Raw genomic sequence first — 19,067 nt, forward strand, 5'->3', positions numbered from 1 at the left:
GGCCCGGGGAGAGAAGGGGAAGCCCCGCTTCCGTCTCCTCCACCGGCGTGACGTCGGCCGCGCGCGTCCCCCTCATCCCGCGGTCACCGCCGTACCCGCACCGCGGACGGACCACCAGCACACCCACCAGGACCGGCGAACCACGTGAGCTCCTCTTCCTCCACCGGACCCCCGACGCACCCCCGGGCGCGGCGGGGGAGCCGTGGTGCCTACCGACTGGTGCGTACCCCGCCGGCACGCATGGACCCCCCTCGTCTGGACGCCGCACAGCGCTCCGTGGTTGACCACCGGACCGGGCCGCTGCTCGTGCTGGCCGGCCCCGGCACCGGCAAGACCACCACACTGGTGGAGTCGGTCGCGGACCGCGTCGCCCGGGGCGGGGACCCCGAGCGCATCCTGGTGCTGACCTTCAGCCGCAAGGCCGCCGTCGAACTGCGCGACCGGATGGCGCTGCGCATGGGCGCCGCGCGTGCTCCCCGGGCGACGACCTTTCACTCTTTCGGTTATGCCCTGGTCCGCGCCCACCAGGACAGCGAACTGTTCGTGGAGCCGTTGCGGCTGCTCTCCGGACCCGAGCAGGACGTGACGGTGCGCGAGCTGCTCGCCGGCCAGGTGGACCTGGAGCGGCTCGGGCTGGCCTACGTGCGCTGGCCGGAAGAACTGCGGGCCTGCCTCACCACCCGTGGCTTCGCCGACGAGGTCCGCGCGGTGCTCGCCCGCAGCCGTGAACTGGGCCTCGGACCGGACGCACTGAGTGCCTTCGCCGGGCGCATCGGCCGCCCCGACTGGCGCGCCGCCGCTGTCTTCCTCGCCGAGTACCTCGACGTGCTCGACCTCCAGGGGGTGCTCGACTACGCGGAACTGGTGCACCGCGCGGTGCTCCTCGCCCGCCGCCCCGAGGTCGCCGCACACCTGGCCGCCCGGTACGACGCGGTCTACGTCGACGAGTACCAGGACACCGACCCCGCCCAGGTGCGGCTGCTGCACGCCCTGGCCGGCGGCGGACGCACCCTCGTCGCGTTCGGGGACCCCGACCAGTCGATCTACGCATTCCGGGGCGCGGACGTGAACGGCATCCTCGGCTTCCCGGCCGCCTTCCCGCGCGCGGACGGCCGTCCGGCGCCGGTCGAGGTGCTGCGGACCTCGCGCCGCTCCGGGGCCGCCCTGCTGGCCGCCACCCGGCTGCTGACCCGGCGCATGCCCCTGACCCGCCTCCCTGCCGACCGGGTCCGCGCCCACCGCGAGCCGGTCCCCGCGCGGGACGGCGGACGCGTCGAGGCGTACACCTACCCGACCTCCGGCACCGAGCTGGACAACATCGCGGACATCCTGCGCAGGGCCCACCTGGAGGACGGTGTTCCCTGGAGCGACATGGCCGTCCTGGTACGAGCCGGGTCACGTTCCATCCCGACGATCCGGCGCGCCCTCACCTCGGCCGGCGTACCTCTGGACATCGACGGCGACGACCTGCCCCTGCGCCACGAACCGGCGGTGGCGCCCCTGCTGACGGCGCTGCGGGCGGTCGCGGAGGCAGAAGCGGGGAAGGGGCCCGGGGCGGGCGCCGACGGGGCAGGGGCCGGCCCGCGCGGTGCCGGTGTCGGTACCGAGGCCGAGGCCGGTGTTGGTGCTGCTGCCGAGGCCGAGGTCGGTGCCGGTACCAGCACCTCGGGAGCGGGTGGGGCCGTGTCGGAGGCCGACGTGGAGGGAGATGCCCGCGCCGACGCCGACGCCGACGCCGACGCCGATGCCGGTGTCGCCGCCGACGCTGACGCCGCCGACGACACGCGGAAGGCCGAGCCGGAGCCGTCCCGAGCCGGAGCCCACGCGACCACGCCCCTCGCAGCGCCTGCGGACGACTCCCACGCGGCCGCCGAAGACGTTTCCCACGCGGCCGCCGAAGACGCTCCCCTCACCACCGCCGAAGGCGCCCCCCTCGCGTCCCCCACGGACGGTCCACCCACGACCGCCGAAGGCGCCCCCCGCGCGGGGGGCGGGAACGGCTCTCATCCGGACGGCGGGGGCGCCCCCCACACTGGCGATGGGCACGGCTCCCGCCCGGACGGCGGGGGCGCCCCCCGCGCGGAGGACTCCCGGTGGCTCCCCACCGAGACCGCCCTCGCCCTGCTCACCTCCCCGCTCGCCGGCATGGACGCCGCCGACCTGCGTCGTCTGGGCCGTGCCCTGCGCGACGAGGAGCGTGCCGCCGGCAACGCGCTGCCGCCGCCCTCGGACGAACTGCTCGCGCGGGCGCTGGCCCAGCCGGAGCGGCTCGCCGTGCACGACCCCGCCTACGCGCGCGGCGCCCAGCGGCTCGGCGCGCTCCTGCGCAGGGCCCGTGCCCGGCTGGCGGGCGGCGGCAGCGCCGAGGAGGCGCTGTGGGACCTGTGGGAGGGCACCCCCTGGCCCACCCGGCTGGAACGCTCGGCCCGGCGTGGCGGCGCCGCCGGACGCAACGCCGACCGCGACCTCGACGCCGTGTGCGCGCTGTTCGCGACCGCCGCCCGCGCGGAGGAACGCACCGGCGGCCGGGGCGCGTTGAACTTCCTGGAGGAGGTCGACTCCGAGGACATCGCCGCCGACACCCTCACCCGGCGCGCCGTACGCCCCGACGCCGTCCGCCTGATGACCGCGCACCGCGCGAAGGGCCTGGAGTGGCGGCTGGTCGTCGTCGCGGGTGTCCAGGAAGGGCTGTGGCCCGACCTGCGCCGTCGCGGCTCGTTGCTGGAGGCCGACCGGATCGGGCGCGACGGACTCGCCGAACCACTGACGCCGGGCGCCCTGCTCGCCGAGGAACGCCGCCTGTTCTACGTGGCCGCCACGCGCGCGCGTGAGCGCCTCGTCGTCACCGCGGTGAAGGCACCGGCGGACGACGGCGACCAGCCCTCCCGGTTCCTGGCCGAACTCGGCGTCGAACCCACCGACGTCACGGGCCGTCCGCGCCGCCCCCTCGCCGTCGCCGCGCTCGTCGCCGAACTGCGCGCCACGACCGTCGACCCGCGCGTCTCCGCGCCCCTCAGAGAGGCCGCCGCCCGCCGCCTGGCCCGCCTCGCCGCCCTCACCGACGAGGACGGGCGCCCCCTCGTGCCCTCCGCCCATCCCTACCGCTGGTGGGGCATGTGGGACCGGACCGAGAGCAAGGTGCCGCTGCGCGACCGCGACCAGCCCGTCACCCTCTCGGGCAGTGCCCTGGACCAACTGGCCAACACGTGCGCCCTGCAGTGGTTCCTGGGCCGGGAGGTGAAGGCCGACGCGCCCGCGACCGCGGCCCAGGGCTTCGGCAACGTGGTGCACGTACTCGCCGACGAGGTGGCCTCCGGGCACACCCCGGCCGACCTCGCCGTCCTCATGGAGCGCCTGGACTCCGTGTGGAACGCGCTCGCCTTCGACGCGCCGTGGAAGTCCCGGCAGGAGCAGGCCAACGCGCGCGTGGCGCTCGAACGCTTCCTGAAGTGGCACGTCATGGACCGCGCCGGACGCACACCGGTGGCCAGCGAGCACGACTTCGACGTGACCCTGGAGGCGGGCGAGTACGAGGTGCGCATCCGCGGCCAGATGGACCGCGTCGAGACCGACTCCGACGGCCGCGCCTACGTCGTCGACTTCAAGACCGGCAAGCAGGCGCCCACCGCGGCCGAGGTCGCCCGCCACCCCCAGCTCGCCGTCTACCAGCTCGCCGTCCGCGAGGGCGCCGTCGACGAGGCCTTCGACGGCGTACGCCCCGAACCCGGCGGTGCCGAGCTCGTCCAGCTGCGCCAGGGAGCGCCCCGGCGGGACGGCGGCGAGACCCTGCCCAGGGTGCAGGCACAGGAGGCCCCGGAGGGGGAGGCGGGCGACTGGGTCGGGGACCTGCTGGCCACGGCCGCCGGCAAGGTCCTCGACGAACGCTTCACCCCGACCGCCGGCCAGCACTGCACCCACTGCGCCTTCCGCGCCTCGTGCAGTGCCCGGCCCGAGGGACGGCAGGTCGTGGAGTGAGCGCCGGAGTCCGCGACGCCCGGTGCGACGGGCTGCGCCACAGGCGCTGACCAGCGCTTCTCCCGGCCGCCGGGGCGCTGCCGCATCCACTGTCGGTGGCCGCAGCTAGCCTCTTTGACGTGCCTGCCCACCTCACCGATCCCGAGCAGCTCAAGGAGCTCCTCGGCATCCCGTTCACCCCGGAGCAGACGGCCTGCATCGTCGCGCCGCCCGCCCCGCAGGTCATCGTGGCCGGAGCCGGGTCGGGCAAGACGACGGTGATGGCGGCCCGCGTGGTGTGGCTGGTGGGCACCGGCCAGGTCGCGCCGGAACAGGTCCTCGGCCTCACCTTCACCAACAAGGCGGCCGGTGAACTCGCCGAACGGGTCCGCAAGGCCCTGATCCGCGCGGGCGTCACCGACCCCGACGCGCTCGACCCCGACCACCCGCCGGGCGAGCCGGTGATCTCCACGTACCACGCCTTCGCGGGCCGCCTGCTGACCGACCACGGGCTGCGACTCGGGCTGGAGCCCACTTCCCGGCTGCTCGCCGACGCCACCCGCTACCAGCTCGCCGCGCGGGTCCTGCGCGAGGCCCCCGGGCCCTACCCGGCGCTCACGCGTTCCTTCCCCGACCTGGTCGGGGACCTCCTCGCACTCGACGCCGAACTCGCCGAGCACCTCGTACGCCCCGAGGACCTGCGCACCTGGGACGCCGGCCTTCTCGACTCCCTGGAGGGCGTCCGGCTCGGCAACGCCGACCTGCGCAAGGTCCCCGAGGCCGCCCGGGCCCGCCGCGAACTGGCGGACCTGGTGCTCCGCTACCGGGCCGCCAAACGCGAACGCGACCTGCTCGACTTCGGCGACCAGATCGCCCTGTCCGCACGGCTCGCGGGGCTCCCCGAGGTGGGCCGCGTCCTGCGCGACGAGTTCCGGGTGGTGCTGCTGGACGAGTACCAGGACACGTCCGTGGCCCAGCGCGTCCTCCTGGCGGGCCTGTTCGGCGGCGGCACCGGCCACCCCGTGACCGCCGTCGGTGACCCGTGCCAGGCGATCTACGGCTGGCGCGGCGCCTCCGTCGCCAACCTCGACGACTTCCCCGAGCACTTCGGGCGGGCGGACGGCCGCCCCGCCGCCCGCCATGCCCTCAGCGAGAACCGGCGCAGCGGCGGCCGCCTCCTCGACCTCGCCAACGGTCTCGCCGAACCCCTGCGCGCCCTGCACACGGGTGTGGAAGCACTGCGCCCCGCACCCGGCGCCGAACACGACGGCACCGTCCGCTGCGCACTGCTGCGCACCCACGCCGAGGAGATGGAGTGGATCGCCGACTCCGTCGCCCACCTCGTGCGCACCGGCACCGCGCCCGGGGAGATCGCCGTCCTGTGCCGCACGGCGACGGACTTCGCCCGGATCCAGGGCGCCCTGGTGGCCCGCGACGTGCCCGTCGAGGTCGTCGGCCTCTCCGGGCTGCTGCACCTGCCCGAGGTGGCCGACCTGGTCGCCGTCTGCGAGGTCCTGCAGGACCCCGGCGCCAACGCCTCCCTGGTCCGCCTGCTCACCGGACCCCGCTGGCGCATCGGGGCGCGCGACCTCGCCCTGCTGGGCCGCCGCGCCCGGCTGCTCGTGAGCCACGCGCGCGTGGCGGGCGACGACGACCCCGACCGGAGGCTCGCCGAGGCCGTCGAAGGGGTCGACCCCTCGGAGGTGATATCGCTGGCGGACGCGTTGGACACCTTCCTGGAGACGCCGCTGGACGGCACCGGGGACGACGACGGGCTGCCCTTCTCACCCGACGCGCGCGTGCGGTTCGCCCGGCTGGCCGCCGAACTGCGCGAGCTGCGGCGTGCCCTGTCCGACCCGCTCATGGACGTCCTGCACCGCGTACTCGCCGTCACCGGTCTGGAGGTCGAGCTGTCGGCCTCGCCGCACGCGCTGGCCGCCCGCCGCCGCGAGACCCTGTCCAACTTCCTGGACGTCGCCGCGTCCTTCGCCGCGGGCGACGGCGAGGCCACGCTGCTCGCCTTCCTGGCGTTCCTGCGCACCGCTGCCCAGTACGAGAAGGGTCTCGACAACGCGCTGCCCGGCGGCGAGAACACCGTCAAGGTGCTCACCGCGCACAAGTCCAAGGGCCTGGAGTGGGACGTCGTCGCCGTACCCGGCCTGGTCACCGGCACCTTCCCCAGCAGCCAGGGCCGGGAGAAGTGGACCGCCCAGGGCAAGGTGCTCCCGCACCGACTGCGCGGCGACGCCGACACCCTGCCCGAGGTGGCCTCCTGGGACTCCCGGGGACTGAAGGACTTCCACGCGGCGATGAAGGAGCACCAGCACACCGAGGAGCTCCGCCTCGGCTACGTCACCTTCACCCGCCCCCGCTCCCTGCTGCTCGGCTCCGGCCACTGGTGGGGGCCCAGCCAGAAGAAGCCCCGGGGACCCTCCGACTTCCTCACGGCCCTGTACGAGCACTGCGCGGCCGGACACGGCGAGATCGAGGCCTGGGCGGACGAACCCGCCGAGGACGAGGAGAACCCGGCCCTGCACCGCGCGGAGGACGAGCAGGTCTGGCCGCTGCCCCTGGACGAGGCGGCGCTCGCCCGTCGCCGGGCCGCCGCCGAGACGGTCCTCGCCCACCTGGACGCTCTCGCCTCCGAGGAGGACGGGATGCCCGCCGCCTCCCCGTCCGGCGCATACGCCCACGACGACCCGGACTGGCCACCGCCGCCCGGGGACGACGACGCCCTCCACGAGCAGGCAGCGCCCGACTGGGCCGAGGACCCGGCCGCGTACGAAGCCACCGGGGACGAGCCCACCGCGGACGGTCCCGCCGAGGACCCCGCCGACTGGGACTCCTGGACCACGGCCCGCCCGACCACCCCGCCGGACCGCCCCACGGTCCCGCACCAGGCACCCCCGCCCGAAGGGCCGCACGACACCACCCCCGGCCGCCTCACGCCGGAGGAGGCACGTACCGTCGCCTCCTGGGACCGCGACCTCGAAGCGCTCACCGGCGAACTGCTGCGCGCCCGTGAAAGCGTCACCGAGGTGCCCCTCCCGGTGTCGCTGACCGCCTCCCAGCTGCTGAGCCTGGCCGCCGACCCGGACGGCTTCGCCCAGGAACTGGCCCGGCCCATGCCCCGCCCGCCCCGGCCCGCCGCCCGCCGCGGCACCCGTTTCCACGCCTGGGTCGAGGCCCGCTTCGAACCGCTGACCCTGCCGCTGATGGAACCCGAGGAGCTGCCCGGCGGCGACGCCGAGATCGCCGACGAACAGGACCTCGAGTTCCTCAAGGACGCCTTCGAACGCACCGAGTACGCCCGGCGCACCCCCTACCGCGTCGAGGCGCCCTTCCAGCTCTCGCTCGCCGGCCGGGTCGTACGCGGCCGCATCGACGCCGTCTACAAGAAGGGCGACGGCGCGGCGGCGACGTACGAGATCGTCGACTGGAAGACCAACCGCGCGGCCACCGCGGACCCGCTCCAGCTCGCCCTCTACCGCCTCGCCTGGGCCGAGCAGCAGCGCGTGCCGCTGGAATCGGTGACGGCCGCCTTCCTCTACGTACGCACCGGCGACGTCGTACGGCCCGAGGGGCTGCCCGACCGCGCCGCGCTGGAGAACCTGCTGCTGGCCGGACCGGTCGGTGACGAACCGCACGATCGGGGAGTCCCGTCGGGCCGATAGGCTCGTGAGTATGAGCCACCCCGTTGACAATGCTGTCAGCGCTGTCCGTACGTACATCGAGCAGCACCGCGCCGCCTTCCTCGACGACCTCGTCGGCTGGCTGCGCATACCGTCCGTGTCGGCGCAGCCCGAGCACGTGTCCGACGTGCGCCGCAGCGCCGACTGGCTCGCCGCCGAGCTGAAGGAGACGGGCTTTCCGACCGCGGAGGTCTGGCCGACCCCCGGTGCTCCGGCCGTCTTCGCCGACTGGCCCTCCGGAGACCCGCAGGCACCCACTGTCCTCGTCTACGGCCACCACGACGTGCAGCCCGCCGCCCGCGAGGACGGCTGGAGCAGCGAGCCCTTCGAGCCCGTCGTCCGCGAGAACCGCCTCTACGCGCGCGGGGCTGCCGACGACAAGGGGCAGGTGTTCTTCCACACACTCGGCGTCCGCGCCCACCTCGCCGCCACCGGCCGCACCGCCCCCGCCGTGAACCTCAAACTGCTGATCGAGGGCGAGGAGGAATCCGGTTCACCGCACTTCCGCGCCCTCGTCGAGGAGCACGCCGACCGGCTCGCCGCGGACGCGGTGATCGTCTCCGACACCGGCATGTGGTCCGAGGACACCCCCACGGTGTGCACCGGCATGCGCGGTCTCGCCGAGTGCGAGATCCGGCTGCACGGCCCCGACCAGGACATCCACTCCGGCTCCTTCGGGGGCGCCGTCCCCAACCCGGCGACCGCGGTTGCCCGCCTGGTGTCCGCCCTCCACGACGAGCACGCGCGCGTGGCCGTCCCCGGCTTCTACGACGGAGTGGTGGAACTCACCGACCAGGAACGTGAGCTCTTCGCCGAGCTCCCCTTCGACGAGCAGCGGTGGCTGCACACCGCCAAGTCGTACGCCGCCCACGGCGAAGCCGGACACACCACACTGGAGCGCCTCTGGGCCCGCCCCACCGCCGAGGTCAACGGCATCGGCGGCGGCTACCAGGGTCCGGGCAGCAAGACGATCATCCCATCCTCCGCCATGGTCAAGCTCTCCTTCCGCCTGGTCGCCGGACAGGATCCGGACCACGTCGAGAAGGCCGTCCGCGCCTGGGCCGCCGCCCAGGTGCCCGAGGGAATCCGCTGCGAGATCACCTTCGCCCCCGCCACCCGCCCGTGTCTGACACCACTGGACCACCCGGCGCTCCAGTCGGTGGCCCGCGCGATGGGCCGGGCCTTCGGCACACCGGTCCGCTTCACCCGCGAGGGCGGCTCCGGCCCGGCCGCCGACCTCCAGGAGGTCCTCGGCACACCGGTGCTGTTCCTCGGCATCTCGGTCCCCTCCGACGGATGGCACGCCCCCGACGAGAAGGTGGAGCTGGACCTGCTCCTCAAGGGTGCCGAGACCTCCGCCCATCTGTGGACAGACCTGGCGGAGCACTGGAGCCACGTGCCCTGAGGCCCCGCGCGGTCCCCGCCCGGACCGGCGGCGCGCGGCACACTGGAAAGGCCGCCGCGCACCGCCGAGCCTCCCGGACCCGGTCGCCACCCGCCGTACGACCCGTTGAACCCGCCTGCCGAACCGAACCGCTCACCGGGGGAGTTGGAAGCACCCGTGACCACCTGGACCGACCAGACCGCCGACCGTCCCATCTCGCTCACCGCGCCCAGCGGCATCGACCGCGCCGCCCACCACCGCCTCGACGAGGCCTGGCTCGCGGCGGCGTGGAGTCACCCCTCGACGCGCTGCTTCGTGGTCTCCGGCGGCCAGGCCCTCATCGACGAGACGCCCGACGGGGCCACCGAACTCGTCATGACCCCCTCCTTCGAGGCCCCGCTCACCGAGGCGCACCGCTACTTCCTCGGCACCGACGAGGACGGGGTCAGCTACTTCGCCCTCCAGAAGGACTCCCTGCCGGGCCGCATGGACCAGTCCGCGCGCCCGGCGGGCCTCAGGGAGGCGGGCCTGCTCCTGTCGCCGCGCGACGCGGGCCTGATGGTCCACGCGGTGGCCCTGGAGAACTGGCAGCGGCTGCACCGTTTCTGCTCCCGCTGCGGGGAACGCACGGTCATCGCCGCGGCCGGCCACATCCGCCGCTGCCCCGCCTGCGGCGCCGAGCACTACCCGCGCACCGACCCCGCGGTGATCATGGCCGTCACGGACGGGGAGGACCGCATCCTGCTCGGCCGCCAGGTGCACTGGCCCGAGGGCCGTTTCTCCACCCTCGCCGGTTTCGTCGAGCCCGGCGAGTCCATCGAGCAGTCGGTGCGCCGCGAGGTCCAGGAGGAGGCCGGGATCACCGTCGGCCCCGTCGAGTACGTCGCGAGCCAGCCCTGGCCGTTCCCGTCCAGCCTGATGCTGGGCTTCATGGCCCGAGCCACCTCGACCGAGATCAACGTCGACGGCGACGAGATCCACGAGGCCCGCTGGTTCTCGCGCGAAGAACTCGGCGCCGCCTTCGAGTCGGGCGAGGTACTGCCGCCCTACGGCATCTCGATCGCGGCCCGCCTCATCGAGCGGTGGTACGGCAAGCCGCTGCCGACGCGCGGCGCCTTCTGAGCCCGGCTCCGTCCGAGCCCGACTCCGGCACCCTCCGGTTCCGGACACGGCGAAGGGCGGCCCTCCCGCAGCGGGAGGGCCGCCCTTCGGCCCGGCGGGCGCGTACCGGCTACGCGCCGACCTTCTGCTTCACCTGCGCCAGCGACGGGTTGGTCAGCGTCGAGCCGTCGGGGAACAGCACGGTCGGCACCGTCTGGTTTCCGCCATTGGCCTTCTCCACGAACGCGGCGGACTCCGGGTCCTGCTCGATGTTGACCTCGGTGTACGCGATGCCCTCGCGGTCCATCTGGCCCTTCAGCCGACGGCAGTAGCCGCACCACGTGGTGCTGTACATCGTCACAGTGCCCGACATGTCTCTCGTGCTCCTTCGGCGACTCGGGAAAGCGGCGGCCGGGGGAAGTGGCCGCAGGAGGAGAACGTCCGCGGAGGACGCACCATTCCCGTCGTACCCGTGCCGCCCGGTGCAGGCGGTCCCGGCCGGCCGTCCGCCTGTGGACAGCGGTCCACCGTGTCCGCCATACCGCCTGTGTCTGCTGTGTCTGCTGTGTCTGCTGTGGCTGCCGTGTTCGCCGTGTGGTGTCCGGGCATTCGATACGACTGTCGGTGCGTGCCTGTGGACAACCGACTCACGTGTCTCGTGAGACCTGGCAGCATGGCGGTGTGACAGCAGCAACGCACTCCACCCTCTTCCCGCAGGTACCGGACTCGGCCGACGCGGTGCTCGACGGGCTCGACCCCGAGCAGCGCGAGGTGGCGACCGCCCTGCGCGGACCGGTGTGCGTGCTGGCGGGGGCCGGCACGGGCAAGACCAGGGCGATCACCCACCGCATCGCCTACGGGGTGCGGGCCGGGATCCTCCAGCCCGCCAGCGTGCTCGCCGTGACCTTCACCAACCGCGCCGCCGGAGAGATGCGGGGACGGCTGCGCCAGCTCGGCGCGTCGGGGGTCCAGGCCCGCACGTTCCACTCCGCCGCGCTGCGCCAGCTCCAGTACTTCTGGCCGAAAGCGGTCGGCGGCACCCTGCCCAGACTGGTCGACCGCAAGATCCAGCTCGTCGCCGACGCGGCCGCCGCCTGCCGCATCCGTCTCGACCGGGGCGAGCTGCGCGACGCCGCCGCGGAGATCGAGTGGTCCAAGGTGACCCAGACCGTCCCCGCCGACTACGCCGTCGCGGCGGCCGGGGCCGGCCGCCAGGCACCCCGCGACCCCGCGGAGATCGCCCAGCTCTACGCCGCCTACGAGGACCTCAAGCGCGGACGCGGCGTCATCGACTTCGAGGACGTGCTGCTGCTGACGGTGGCCGTCCTCCAGGACCGGCACGATGTCGCCGAGCAGGTCCGCGCCCAGTACCAGCACTTCGTGGTCGACGAGTACCAGGACGTCAGCCCGCTCCAGCAACGGCTGCTGGAGCTGTGGCTCGGCGACCGCGACGACCTGTGCGTCGTCGGCGATGCCAGCCAGACCATCTACTCGTTCACGGGAGCAACCCCCGACCACCTGCTCGACTTCCGCAGCCGTCATCCCGGCGCCACCGTCGTCAAGCTGGTCCGCGACTACCGTTCCACCCCGCAGGTCGTCCACCTGGCCAACGGCCTGCTCGCCCAGGCCCGGGGCCGGGCCGCCGATCACCGTCTGGAGCTGGTCTCCCAGCGGACCGCCGGACCGGAGCCCGTCCACACCGAGTACACCGACGAACCGGCCGAGGCGGAGGGCGCGGCCCGACGCATCCGCGAACTCGTCGACTCCGGCGTTCCGGCCGCCGAGATCGCCGTCCTGTTCCGGACCAATTCCCAGTCGGAGACCTACGAGCAGGCACTTGCCGACGCCGGCGTCCCGTACCAGCTGCGGGGTGCGGAGCGCTTCTTCGACCGCCCCGAGGTGCGCAAGGCCAACAGCGCCCTGCGGGCGGCGGCGCGCTTCGGCGGCAACGACTCCCTCCTGGACGATGCCGTCGACCTGCCCTCGCAGGTACGGGCGGTGCTGTCCGGGGAGGGCTGGGTTCCCGAGCCCCCGGCCGGGTCGGGCGCGGTCCGGGAGCGCTGGGAGTCGCTGGCCGCCCTGGTCGGTCTCGCGCAGGACTTCGCCGCGGCCCGGGCGGGCGCCACGCTGAGCGACCTCGTCGTGGAGCTCGACGAGCGGGCGAGCGCGCAGCACGCCCCGACCGTGCAGGGCGTCACCCTCGCCTCGCTGCACTCGGCCAAGGGCCTCGAGTGGGACGTGGTCTTCCTGGTGGGTGTGGCCGAGGGCATGATGCCGATCACCTACGCAAAGACGGACGAGCAGATCGAGGAGGAGCGCCGCCTGCTCTACGTCGGGGTCACCCGCGCCCGTGAGCGACTGCACCTGTCCTGGGCGCTCGCCCGCTCGCCCGGCGGGCGCCCGAGCCGCCGTCCGAGCCGCTTCCTGAAGGGCCTGCGGCCGGGCTCGGGCACGACGGGCGGCCGGGTGGCGGCCGGCGGTCCCGCAGGGGTGGAACGCGGATTCGGAGCCGGTGGCGCCGCCGCGGTCGCCGCTCCGAGGCGCACCGCGCGCACCCCGGCCCGCTGCCGGGTCTGCGGCCGCTCGCTCACCGATGCCGGTGAGATGAAGCTGATGCGCTGTGAGGACTGCCCGTCCGACATGGACGAGGGAGTGTACGAGCGGCTGCGCGAGTGGCGAGCGGTGCAGGCGGGACGCAGCGGGCAGCCGGCGTTCTGCGTGTTCACCGACAAGACACTCATGGCGATCGCCGAGTCCGTGCCGGAGGACGAGCGTGAACTGGCCCGGATCCCGGGGGTCGGGGCCCGCAAGCTCAACCGCTACGGCGCGGAGGTGCTGGCCATCTGTGCAGGCCAGGAGGGAGTCGGGCTTGACGGGGACGACTGATACGAACTCGTCGAAAAAATAGTTTGCGCATGCCCCGGGAATCCCCATAGGTTCTTGGTCACGGGAACAGCGGCCTTCACGGAGGCCCTGAATCCGTGTTGTACTTGCATATCCGCGGACTGGTTCACCCCGGTCCCCCGATACGCCGAGAGGAGGCGAGTCCAGTGATCAGCATCAACTTCAGCTCCACCGTCGGCTTCACCGCCAAAATGACCGATCGCTCGGCCGTCTCCCTGTGCATGCTCGGCGCCTCTCACTCGGGCACCGGTCTGTCCGGCATTCGTGCCGTGCGTCCGGCCGCCTCCTCCGTTGCCCCCGCGGGCCTTCTCGTCCGCGAGCGCAATGAGCGACCGACCAAGGCACTGGAAGCAGCAGTAGCGGCACAGGCGAAGGCCTATGCCTTTACGGCGACCGGTGCCGGAATCCGGAAGCAGACGACGCAGCACCACCTGATGTGGGCCTTCCGTGGGCCAGAACCCTGGAGTGATCCAGCCTGATCGCCGATCAGGCCGGCGCCTTCAGGGCCGCGGAACCCCATCCGGGATCCGCGGCCCTTCTGTTTGTCCCCGAACGGGGACGACGGCACGAAGGAGCCTCGGGACAAGAAAAGAACCCGGTACCAAGCCGCCAACCGGCCGACCGGCCGGCACGACCAGACGAGGAAGACCACCCGTGCAACTCGAAGCGCACGCCCCGTCCGTACCGCCTTCCGACACGATCCCCAAGCCCTGTTCCACGGAGGACTCCACCTTGACCCCGCTCACCGCGCTCACCGCGCTCGACGACGCCATCGAGAACCTCGGCGTGCCCGTCCCCTGCCGTTCCTACGACCCGGAGGTCTTCTTCGCCGAGTCGCCGGCGGACGTCGAGTACGCCAAGTCCCTCTGCCGCACCTGCCCGCTGATCGAGGCCTGCCTCGCCGGAGCCAAGGAGCGGCGTGAGCCCTGGGGCGTCTGGGGTGGCGAGCTGTTCGTCCAGGGTGTCGTCGTCGCCCGGAAGCGGCCCCGTGGCCGCCCGCGCAAGAACCCGGTTTCGGCATGAACATCGCAGGAACGATCGACCGCCCCCTCACGTACGACCCCCAGAAGCAGGCCCCGATGAAGCCGTCCACCCACGACATCGCAGGCTCCGCGCCTGAAGACTTCACCACCACCGGTGCGAAGGACTCGCGCCAGAACAGGACCCGCGAAATGCAACTCATCCCAGAAGCGCTGGCTCGTGCGCATATGCACGACCGCCTGCGGGAGGCGGAGCAGGAACGCCGGGCGCTGCGCCTGGCGACCGCCCGCCGGATGCAGCGCCGGGCCGAGCGCGCCTCGATGCGCGCTCGGCGTGCGCTCGCCATGGCGGTCATGCAGTAACCGAGACACCCGAAGCGGTGGTCTCCCGGCCGGGAGACGGAGCTTCGCCCGTGGGGGCCGGTCCGTGCGAACGGACCGGCCCCCACGGGCCGTCCGGCACCGGTGGCTCAGGCCTCCGCGGCGGTCTCCGGCACCTCGTACCCGTCCTCGCCCGCTCCGCCCTCCGTCTTGTCCGTCCCTCTGCCTGCCTCATGTCCCGGTTCGTCGGCTTTCTGTCCCGGTTCGTCCGTCTCGTGCTCCGGGACGAACCCGATGAGCCACTCCGCCAGTTCGTCACGGAGCCGGACCGACGCTCCCAGCTGGCACAGCACGCCGATCGTGCTGAGGGTCACCCGGTGGATCAGCAGGTAGGACGGCGGCAGGTTGAGCTGCTTGGCCAGTTGGTACGCGGGGGAGCGGGGGTCACCGATACGGGCGGCCTGGCTCCGCATCCAGCCGCGGGTGAAGGTGAACTCGTCGACCCGGGCCGGCTCGATGATCGGCAGGAGGTATTCGAGGACGGCGTCCGGGTCCAGCTCTATCGACTCCTTGACGAACCCCTCCGAGCAGAGCATCTCGTAGACGGCGTCCGCCTCGCCGTCCAGGGTCATGCGCAGGGCCTCGCCGATGGGCTCGGGCAGCCCGCCCGGGAGACGGTCGACCGTGCCGAAGTCGAGGACGCCCAGGCGCCAGTCGTCCTCTCCGTCCGGCCCGCCCGGCAGCAGGCGGAAATTCCCCGGGTGCGGGTCGGCGTGCAGGAGCCCGGTGCGTGCCGGGCCGGAGAAGAGGAAGTGGGCCAGCAGCTGACCGGCCCGGTCACGCTGCTCCTGCGTACCGTCCGTGATGATCTCCGACAGCGGTATGCCGTCGATCCACTCGGTGATCAGTACTTGCTCGCACTGGTGGACGACGTCCGGCACCAGGATGTCCGGGTCGTCGGCGAACTCCTCGGCGTGCGCCCGCTGGGCCCGGGCCTCCAGGTCGTAGTCCAGTTCCTCCGAGACCCGGTCCTTCAGCTCGGTGATCAGCGGTTTGACGTCCATGCCGGGGACCAGCGGGCCGAGCAGGCGGGCGAAGCGGCTGAGCTGATTCAGGTCCGAGAGCAGCGCCTCACCGGCGCCGGGGTACTGCACCTTGACCGCCACCTCGCGTCCGTCGTGCCACACCCCCCGGTGCACCTGGCCGATCGAGGCGGCCGCGGACTGCTTGTCCTCGAACTCCAGGAACAGCTCCTGCCAGTCCTCGCCGAGCCGCTCCGCGAGCACGGCGTGCACCGTGCGCGTCGGCATGGGCGGCGCCGCCTCCTGCAGCTTGGTCAGCGCGGCCCGATAGGGCCCGGCGACCTCCTCGGGCAGCGCCGACTCGAAGACCGACAGGGCCTGCCCGAACTTCATCGCCCCGCCCTTGAGCTCGCCCAGGACCTTGAACAGCTGCTCGGCTGTGCGCTGCTGCAACTGCTGGCCGACCATCTCCGCGGACTCGCCCACGATTCGCTTCCCGAGCCCCCAGGTGGCCCGCCCGGCGAATCCGAGCGGGAGCGCGGCGAGCCTGGCGGTCCGGGTGACCGCCTTGCGCGGAAGATCAGACATGCGCCCTCCAAGTCCCAGCCGGCCGCGCCCGCCCCACACCGTGGCGTACTACCGACGACGGCCCTTGCCCAGCCATTGTCGCGCGCTGCGGCCCGTCCTCGGGGATGTGTCCTTCCTTACCCTGCGCGGCGGCCCCGCACGGGCAGGCGGGATGTGCAGGGACCGGTCGTGCGTGCCACCGCAGGGCCGGCAGCGAGACCTCCCAGCGGACGCCGGTGGCGGCGGGCGTGCCGCCGTCCAGGAAGGCGAGGGCGTGCGCCGCCGCGAGCCCGGCGACGGTCGCCGCGAGGGTGAGGTCGCAGGGCCGCACCTGGTGCGGCCGAGCCGAGCGCCACTGGGCCACCAGGCGGGGCCAGGCCGGGTCGCGGTCGGTGCGGTCCGCGTACAGACAACCGGCGCACCCCGTCTCGCCGGGGAGGACGAGCGGGCCGACGACGCCGGTGCCCTCCACCACACCGGCGTACAGATGAGGTGTCCCGGAGGCCATCAGCGACTCGGCGGACGCCGGGTCGGGAGTGTGCACCGCGACGTCGTCGCGCGGGGCGACGACGACGAGGGAGAGGCCCGGTTCGCTCTCGTCGGGCGCTGCCGTCGGGCCGCGGCGCGGCGGCCGGTCCGGGGCGGCCGCGCGAACGACCCGGCGGGCGCTCTCGTCCCGGCGGTCACCGACGGACCCGGCGGGCAGCCCGCCCGGCGCGACGTCCCACGGTTCGACGCATCCGCCGTCGCGCACGTCGACCTCGCCGACCCCCGCTCCGGACAGGAGACCGGCCAGCACCGCGCCCACCCGCCCCGCTCCCCGCACGCCCACCCGCAGGGCTCGCCGGGCCGCCAGGTGTCTCATCGCGTCGCCCGGCGCCGAGGTGGTCAGCGACAGTGTGGCCAGGTCGGGGCCGAGCCGGTCGAGGACGCCCTGCTTCTCCCGCAGGGCGTCCGCGGCCGGTCCGCCGCCCCGCGAGTCGTCGAGCAGACCGGCCCCCGCCAGTCGCTCCACCACCCGGTCGACGTGCCCTTCCGGCAGGTCCATGCGGTGGGCCTCCTCACGCAGCAGCGCCAGGCCGCGGGTGCCGTTGAGCAGCTCGAGGAAGCTTCCCGTCGCCGTGGACACCGGCGCGAGCGTGAGTGCGTGCGCCGGCGTCATTCCGAACTGCACCGTGTTCAGATCGCGCCAGCCGCGCCTGAGCGCGGGCTTCACCATCGGATGCATCTCTGGTCCCCCGTACGTGGTCGATGTGTGGCCGGCCGCAGAGCCGGCTCTGCGGCCGGAGTCCTGCCGTCCCGGTCCGCCTTCTCCTGTCCGCGCTCCCGGTCCGCGGTCCCGATCTGTCGTCCCCGATCTGTCGTCCCCGGTCCGCTGTCCCGTTCCGCTGTCCGGGGCATGCGGTCGCGAGTTCGCCGGCGAGTGCCAGCATGCCCGGATGCGCGACGAGGCGTCGAAAGTTGTCCACAGGCGGTGGATGTTCGTCGTACTTATCAGTCGGGCATCTCAACGGAGACGTGGCGGTTCGGCACGGAAGCGTCCCGGAGCCGGGACTTCCCCGTGTGCAACGGGTAACGTCGTGGCGTGTCCGCCGACCCACTGCACCGCGCCGGGGCGCCCCAGCGCACACCGACGAATCCGCCGCCGAACGGCTCGGGGACGAGCGCGATCGAGGTCCGCAGGAGCACCCGGCGCCGCCGGACCGTCTCCGCGTACCGCGAGGGCGATCGCACCGTCGTACTGATCCCCGCCCGGATGTCCGAGGCGGAGGAGCAACGCTGGGTGAGCGTCATGCTGGACAAGCTCGCCGCCCAGGAGAGCAAACGCGTCCTGGGCGACACCGAGCTGGCCGAGCGCGCCGAACGGCTGTCGGGCCAGTATTTCGAGGGACGGGCGCGGCCCACCTCGGTCCGCTGGGTCACCAACCAGAACACCCGCTGGGGCTCGTGCACCCCTTCCGAGGGAAGCATCAGGCTGTCGCACCGTCTCCAGGGCATGCCCGAGTACGTGGTCGACTACGTACTCCTCCATGAACTGGCGCACCTGCTCGTTCCCGGGCACGGGCCCCGCTTCTGGCGGCTGCTGGAGGCGTATCCGCGTACCGAGCGGGCCCGGGGCTATTTGGAGGGCGTGGTCGCCGCCGACCGGTTGCCGCACGTGCCCGGCGCACGCAGCGAGTAGCCCCCCCCGCACACGCCGGACCCACCTCGTCCGAGCGCTCCGTGAGCGGCCTTCACGCCCTCGTTCCCGGCCGCCCCGTGCCCGTACCCGGGCGTCCGGCACAGCCCGTCGCGGGCACCCCGCACGGTGCGCCCCGGCCTCCGGCACAGCCGCGCACGGGTTTCGTACCGGGTCTGTACCGGCTTTCTCCGGTGTCGGCGTTTGCCGTTAGCCTGTCGCGACGCACTCACATTCGGATGGGGGACGGTCGTAACGCATGGCCAGGGAATTTCAACGCGGCCACAAGGCCAGGATCAGTGAGCTGACGGCGGGCACGGATCTGTACGTAGGTGTGCAGATCTCCGGCCCCGGGCTGACCTTCGACATCAGCTGCTTCGGACTCGACGCCGAGGAGCGGCTGTCGGACGACCGGTACTTCGTGTTCTTCAACCAACCGAAGACTCCCGAGGAGTCCATCCAGCTGCTGGGTGCGCAGGCCGGTGACACGGAGTCCTTCCGGGTCACCCTGGACAGGATCCCGCAGCAGATCCAGAAGCTCTCCTTCACCGCGACCATCGACGGTGCCGGACAGATGTCGCAGGTCGGCCCGGGGTACATCCGGATCGTCGCGGGCGGCGAGGAGGTGGCACGGTACCCGTTCAGCGGCGCCGAGTTCTCCACCGAGCGCGCGGTCATGCTGGGCGACTTCTACCTGAAGGACGTGTGGCGCTTCGCCGCCGTCGGCCAGGGCTTCGACGGCGGCCTGGACGCGCTGCTCAGGAACTTCGGCGGTGAGGTCGCCGAGGAGGAGGCGCCCGCGCCGCAGCAGGTACAGCAGCCGCAGGGCTCGGCCGCTCCCGGATTCGCCCCGCCCGCACAGGCCGCGGCGCCGCCGGCCTTCGGCGCGCCCACTGCCCCCGCCCCCGCTGCCCCTGCGCCCGCCGCCCCCGCTGCCCCGTCGCCCGCGCCGGCCCCCGCGCC

The 19,067-nt window shown here is 73.4% G+C and carries 13 protein-coding genes; 10 read left to right on the forward strand and 3 right to left on the reverse strand.

Annotation, left to right across the window (positions count from 1 at the left end; genetic code table 11):
• Positions 1–144: 144 nt before the first annotated feature.
• From HZS56_RS27710 to nudC, 4 genes are all read left to right on the forward strand, one after another.
• The gene (locus HZS56_RS27710; RefSeq protein ID WP_374201215.1) at positions 145–3,975 is read left to right on the forward strand and encodes an ATP-dependent helicase; all 3,831 of its coding nucleotides are present in this window, start codon (positions 145–147) and stop codon (positions 3,973–3,975) included.
• A 119-nt stretch (positions 3,976–4,094) separates the two neighbouring features.
• Positions 4,095–7,628 (forward strand): ATP-dependent helicase, encoded by a 3,534-nt coding sequence (locus HZS56_RS27715; protein ID WP_216723525.1) that lies wholly within the window; start codon positions 4,095–4,097, stop codon positions 7,626–7,628.
• Positions 7,629–7,638: 10 nt separating this feature from the next.
• Positions 7,639–9,051, forward strand: a complete 1,413-nt coding sequence (locus tag HZS56_RS27720; protein ID WP_216723526.1) for a dipeptidase — start codon at positions 7,639–7,641, stop codon at positions 9,049–9,051.
• Positions 9,052–9,207: 156 nt separating this feature from the next.
• Positions 9,208–10,152: an NAD(+) diphosphatase gene (nudC, locus tag HZS56_RS27725; RefSeq protein ID WP_216723527.1), complete on the forward strand. Its 945-nt coding sequence runs from the start codon at positions 9,208–9,210 to the stop codon at positions 10,150–10,152.
• 109 nt (positions 10,153–10,261) lie between these two features.
• Here nudC and HZS56_RS27730 read toward each other — a convergent pair whose 3' ends face one another.
• Positions 10,262–10,504 (reverse strand): mycoredoxin, encoded by a 243-nt coding sequence (locus tag HZS56_RS27730; protein ID WP_216723528.1) that lies wholly within the window; start codon positions 10,502–10,504, stop codon positions 10,262–10,264.
• A 251-nt stretch (positions 10,505–10,755) separates the two neighbouring features.
• Here HZS56_RS27730 and HZS56_RS27735 point away from each other — a divergent pair, with 251 nt between their 5' ends.
• The 4 genes from HZS56_RS27735 to HZS56_RS27750 all read left to right on the forward strand — a co-directional run bounded on the left by HZS56_RS27735 (position 10,756) and on the right by HZS56_RS27750 (position 14,378).
• On the forward strand, positions 10,756–13,017 hold the full coding sequence (locus HZS56_RS27735) for an ATP-dependent DNA helicase UvrD2 (protein ID WP_308408176.1): 2,262 nt from the start codon (positions 10,756–10,758) through the stop codon (positions 13,015–13,017).
• 164 nt (positions 13,018–13,181) lie between these two features.
• Positions 13,182–13,514 carry a hypothetical protein gene (locus HZS56_RS27740; RefSeq protein ID WP_216723530.1) on the forward strand — a complete coding sequence of 111 codons (333 nt, stop codon included), beginning with the start codon at positions 13,182–13,184 and terminating at the stop codon, positions 13,512–13,514.
• Between the two features lie 175 nt (positions 13,515–13,689).
• Positions 13,690–14,058, forward strand: a complete 369-nt coding sequence (locus HZS56_RS27745) for a WhiB family transcriptional regulator (RefSeq protein WP_003973786.1) — start codon at positions 13,690–13,692, stop codon at positions 14,056–14,058.
• Positions 14,055–14,378: a putative WhiB-interacting protein gene (locus HZS56_RS27750; protein WP_216723531.1), complete on the forward strand. Its 324-nt coding sequence runs from the start codon at positions 14,055–14,057 to the stop codon at positions 14,376–14,378. The genes HZS56_RS27745 and HZS56_RS27750 overlap by 4 nt, the downstream gene beginning before the upstream one ends.
• A 107-nt stretch (positions 14,379–14,485) precedes the next feature.
• Here the strand turns inward: HZS56_RS27750 and HZS56_RS27755 are convergent, their stop codons facing one another.
• Complete coding sequence (locus HZS56_RS27755; RefSeq protein ID WP_216723532.1) at positions 14,486–15,946, reverse strand: ABC1 kinase family protein; 1,461 nt, start codon at positions 15,944–15,946, stop codon at positions 14,486–14,488.
• Positions 15,939–17,153, reverse strand: a complete 1,215-nt coding sequence (locus tag HZS56_RS27760) for a TOMM precursor leader peptide-binding protein (RefSeq protein ID WP_216723533.1) — start codon at positions 17,151–17,153, stop codon at positions 15,939–15,941. Before HZS56_RS27760 ends, HZS56_RS27755 begins: the two co-directional genes overlap by 8 nt.
• 357 nt (positions 17,154–17,510) lie before the next feature.
• Here HZS56_RS27760 and HZS56_RS27765 point away from each other — a divergent pair, with 357 nt between their 5' ends.
• Positions 17,511–18,107, forward strand: coding sequence for a M48 metallopeptidase family protein (locus tag HZS56_RS27765; protein ID WP_216723534.1), 597 nt, complete (start codon positions 17,511–17,513; stop codon positions 18,105–18,107).
• Between the two features lie 256 nt (positions 18,108–18,363).
• Positions 18,364–19,067: TerD family protein (locus HZS56_RS27770; protein ID WP_216723535.1), on the forward strand; the 704-nt coding region annotated here is incomplete at its 3' end.

Origin of the sequence: Streptomyces mayonensis, from assembly GCF_018982965.1 — a bacterium.
GTDB lineage: Bacteria > Actinomycetota > Actinomycetes > Streptomycetales > Streptomycetaceae > Streptomyces > Streptomyces mayonensis.

Bases quoted from the DNA above. Each gene is read 5' to 3' on its own strand.
- HZS56_RS27720 (WP_216723526.1), top strand. From the start codon at position 7,639: ATGAGCCACCCCGTTGACAATGCTGTCAGCGCTGTCCGTACGTACATC.
- HZS56_RS27730 (WP_216723528.1), bottom strand. From the start codon at position 10,504: ATGTCGGGCACTGTGACGATGTACAGCACCACGTGGTGCGGCTACTGC.
- HZS56_RS27750 (WP_216723531.1), top strand. From the start codon at position 14,055: ATGAACATCGCAGGAACGATCGACCGCCCCCTCACGTACGACCCCCAG.
- HZS56_RS27755 (WP_216723532.1), bottom strand. From the start codon at position 15,946: ATGTCTGATCTTCCGCGCAAGGCGGTCACCCGGACCGCCAGGCTCGCC.
- HZS56_RS27760 (WP_216723533.1), bottom strand. From the start codon at position 17,153: ATGCATCCGATGGTGAAGCCCGCGCTCAGGCGCGGCTGGCGCGATCTG.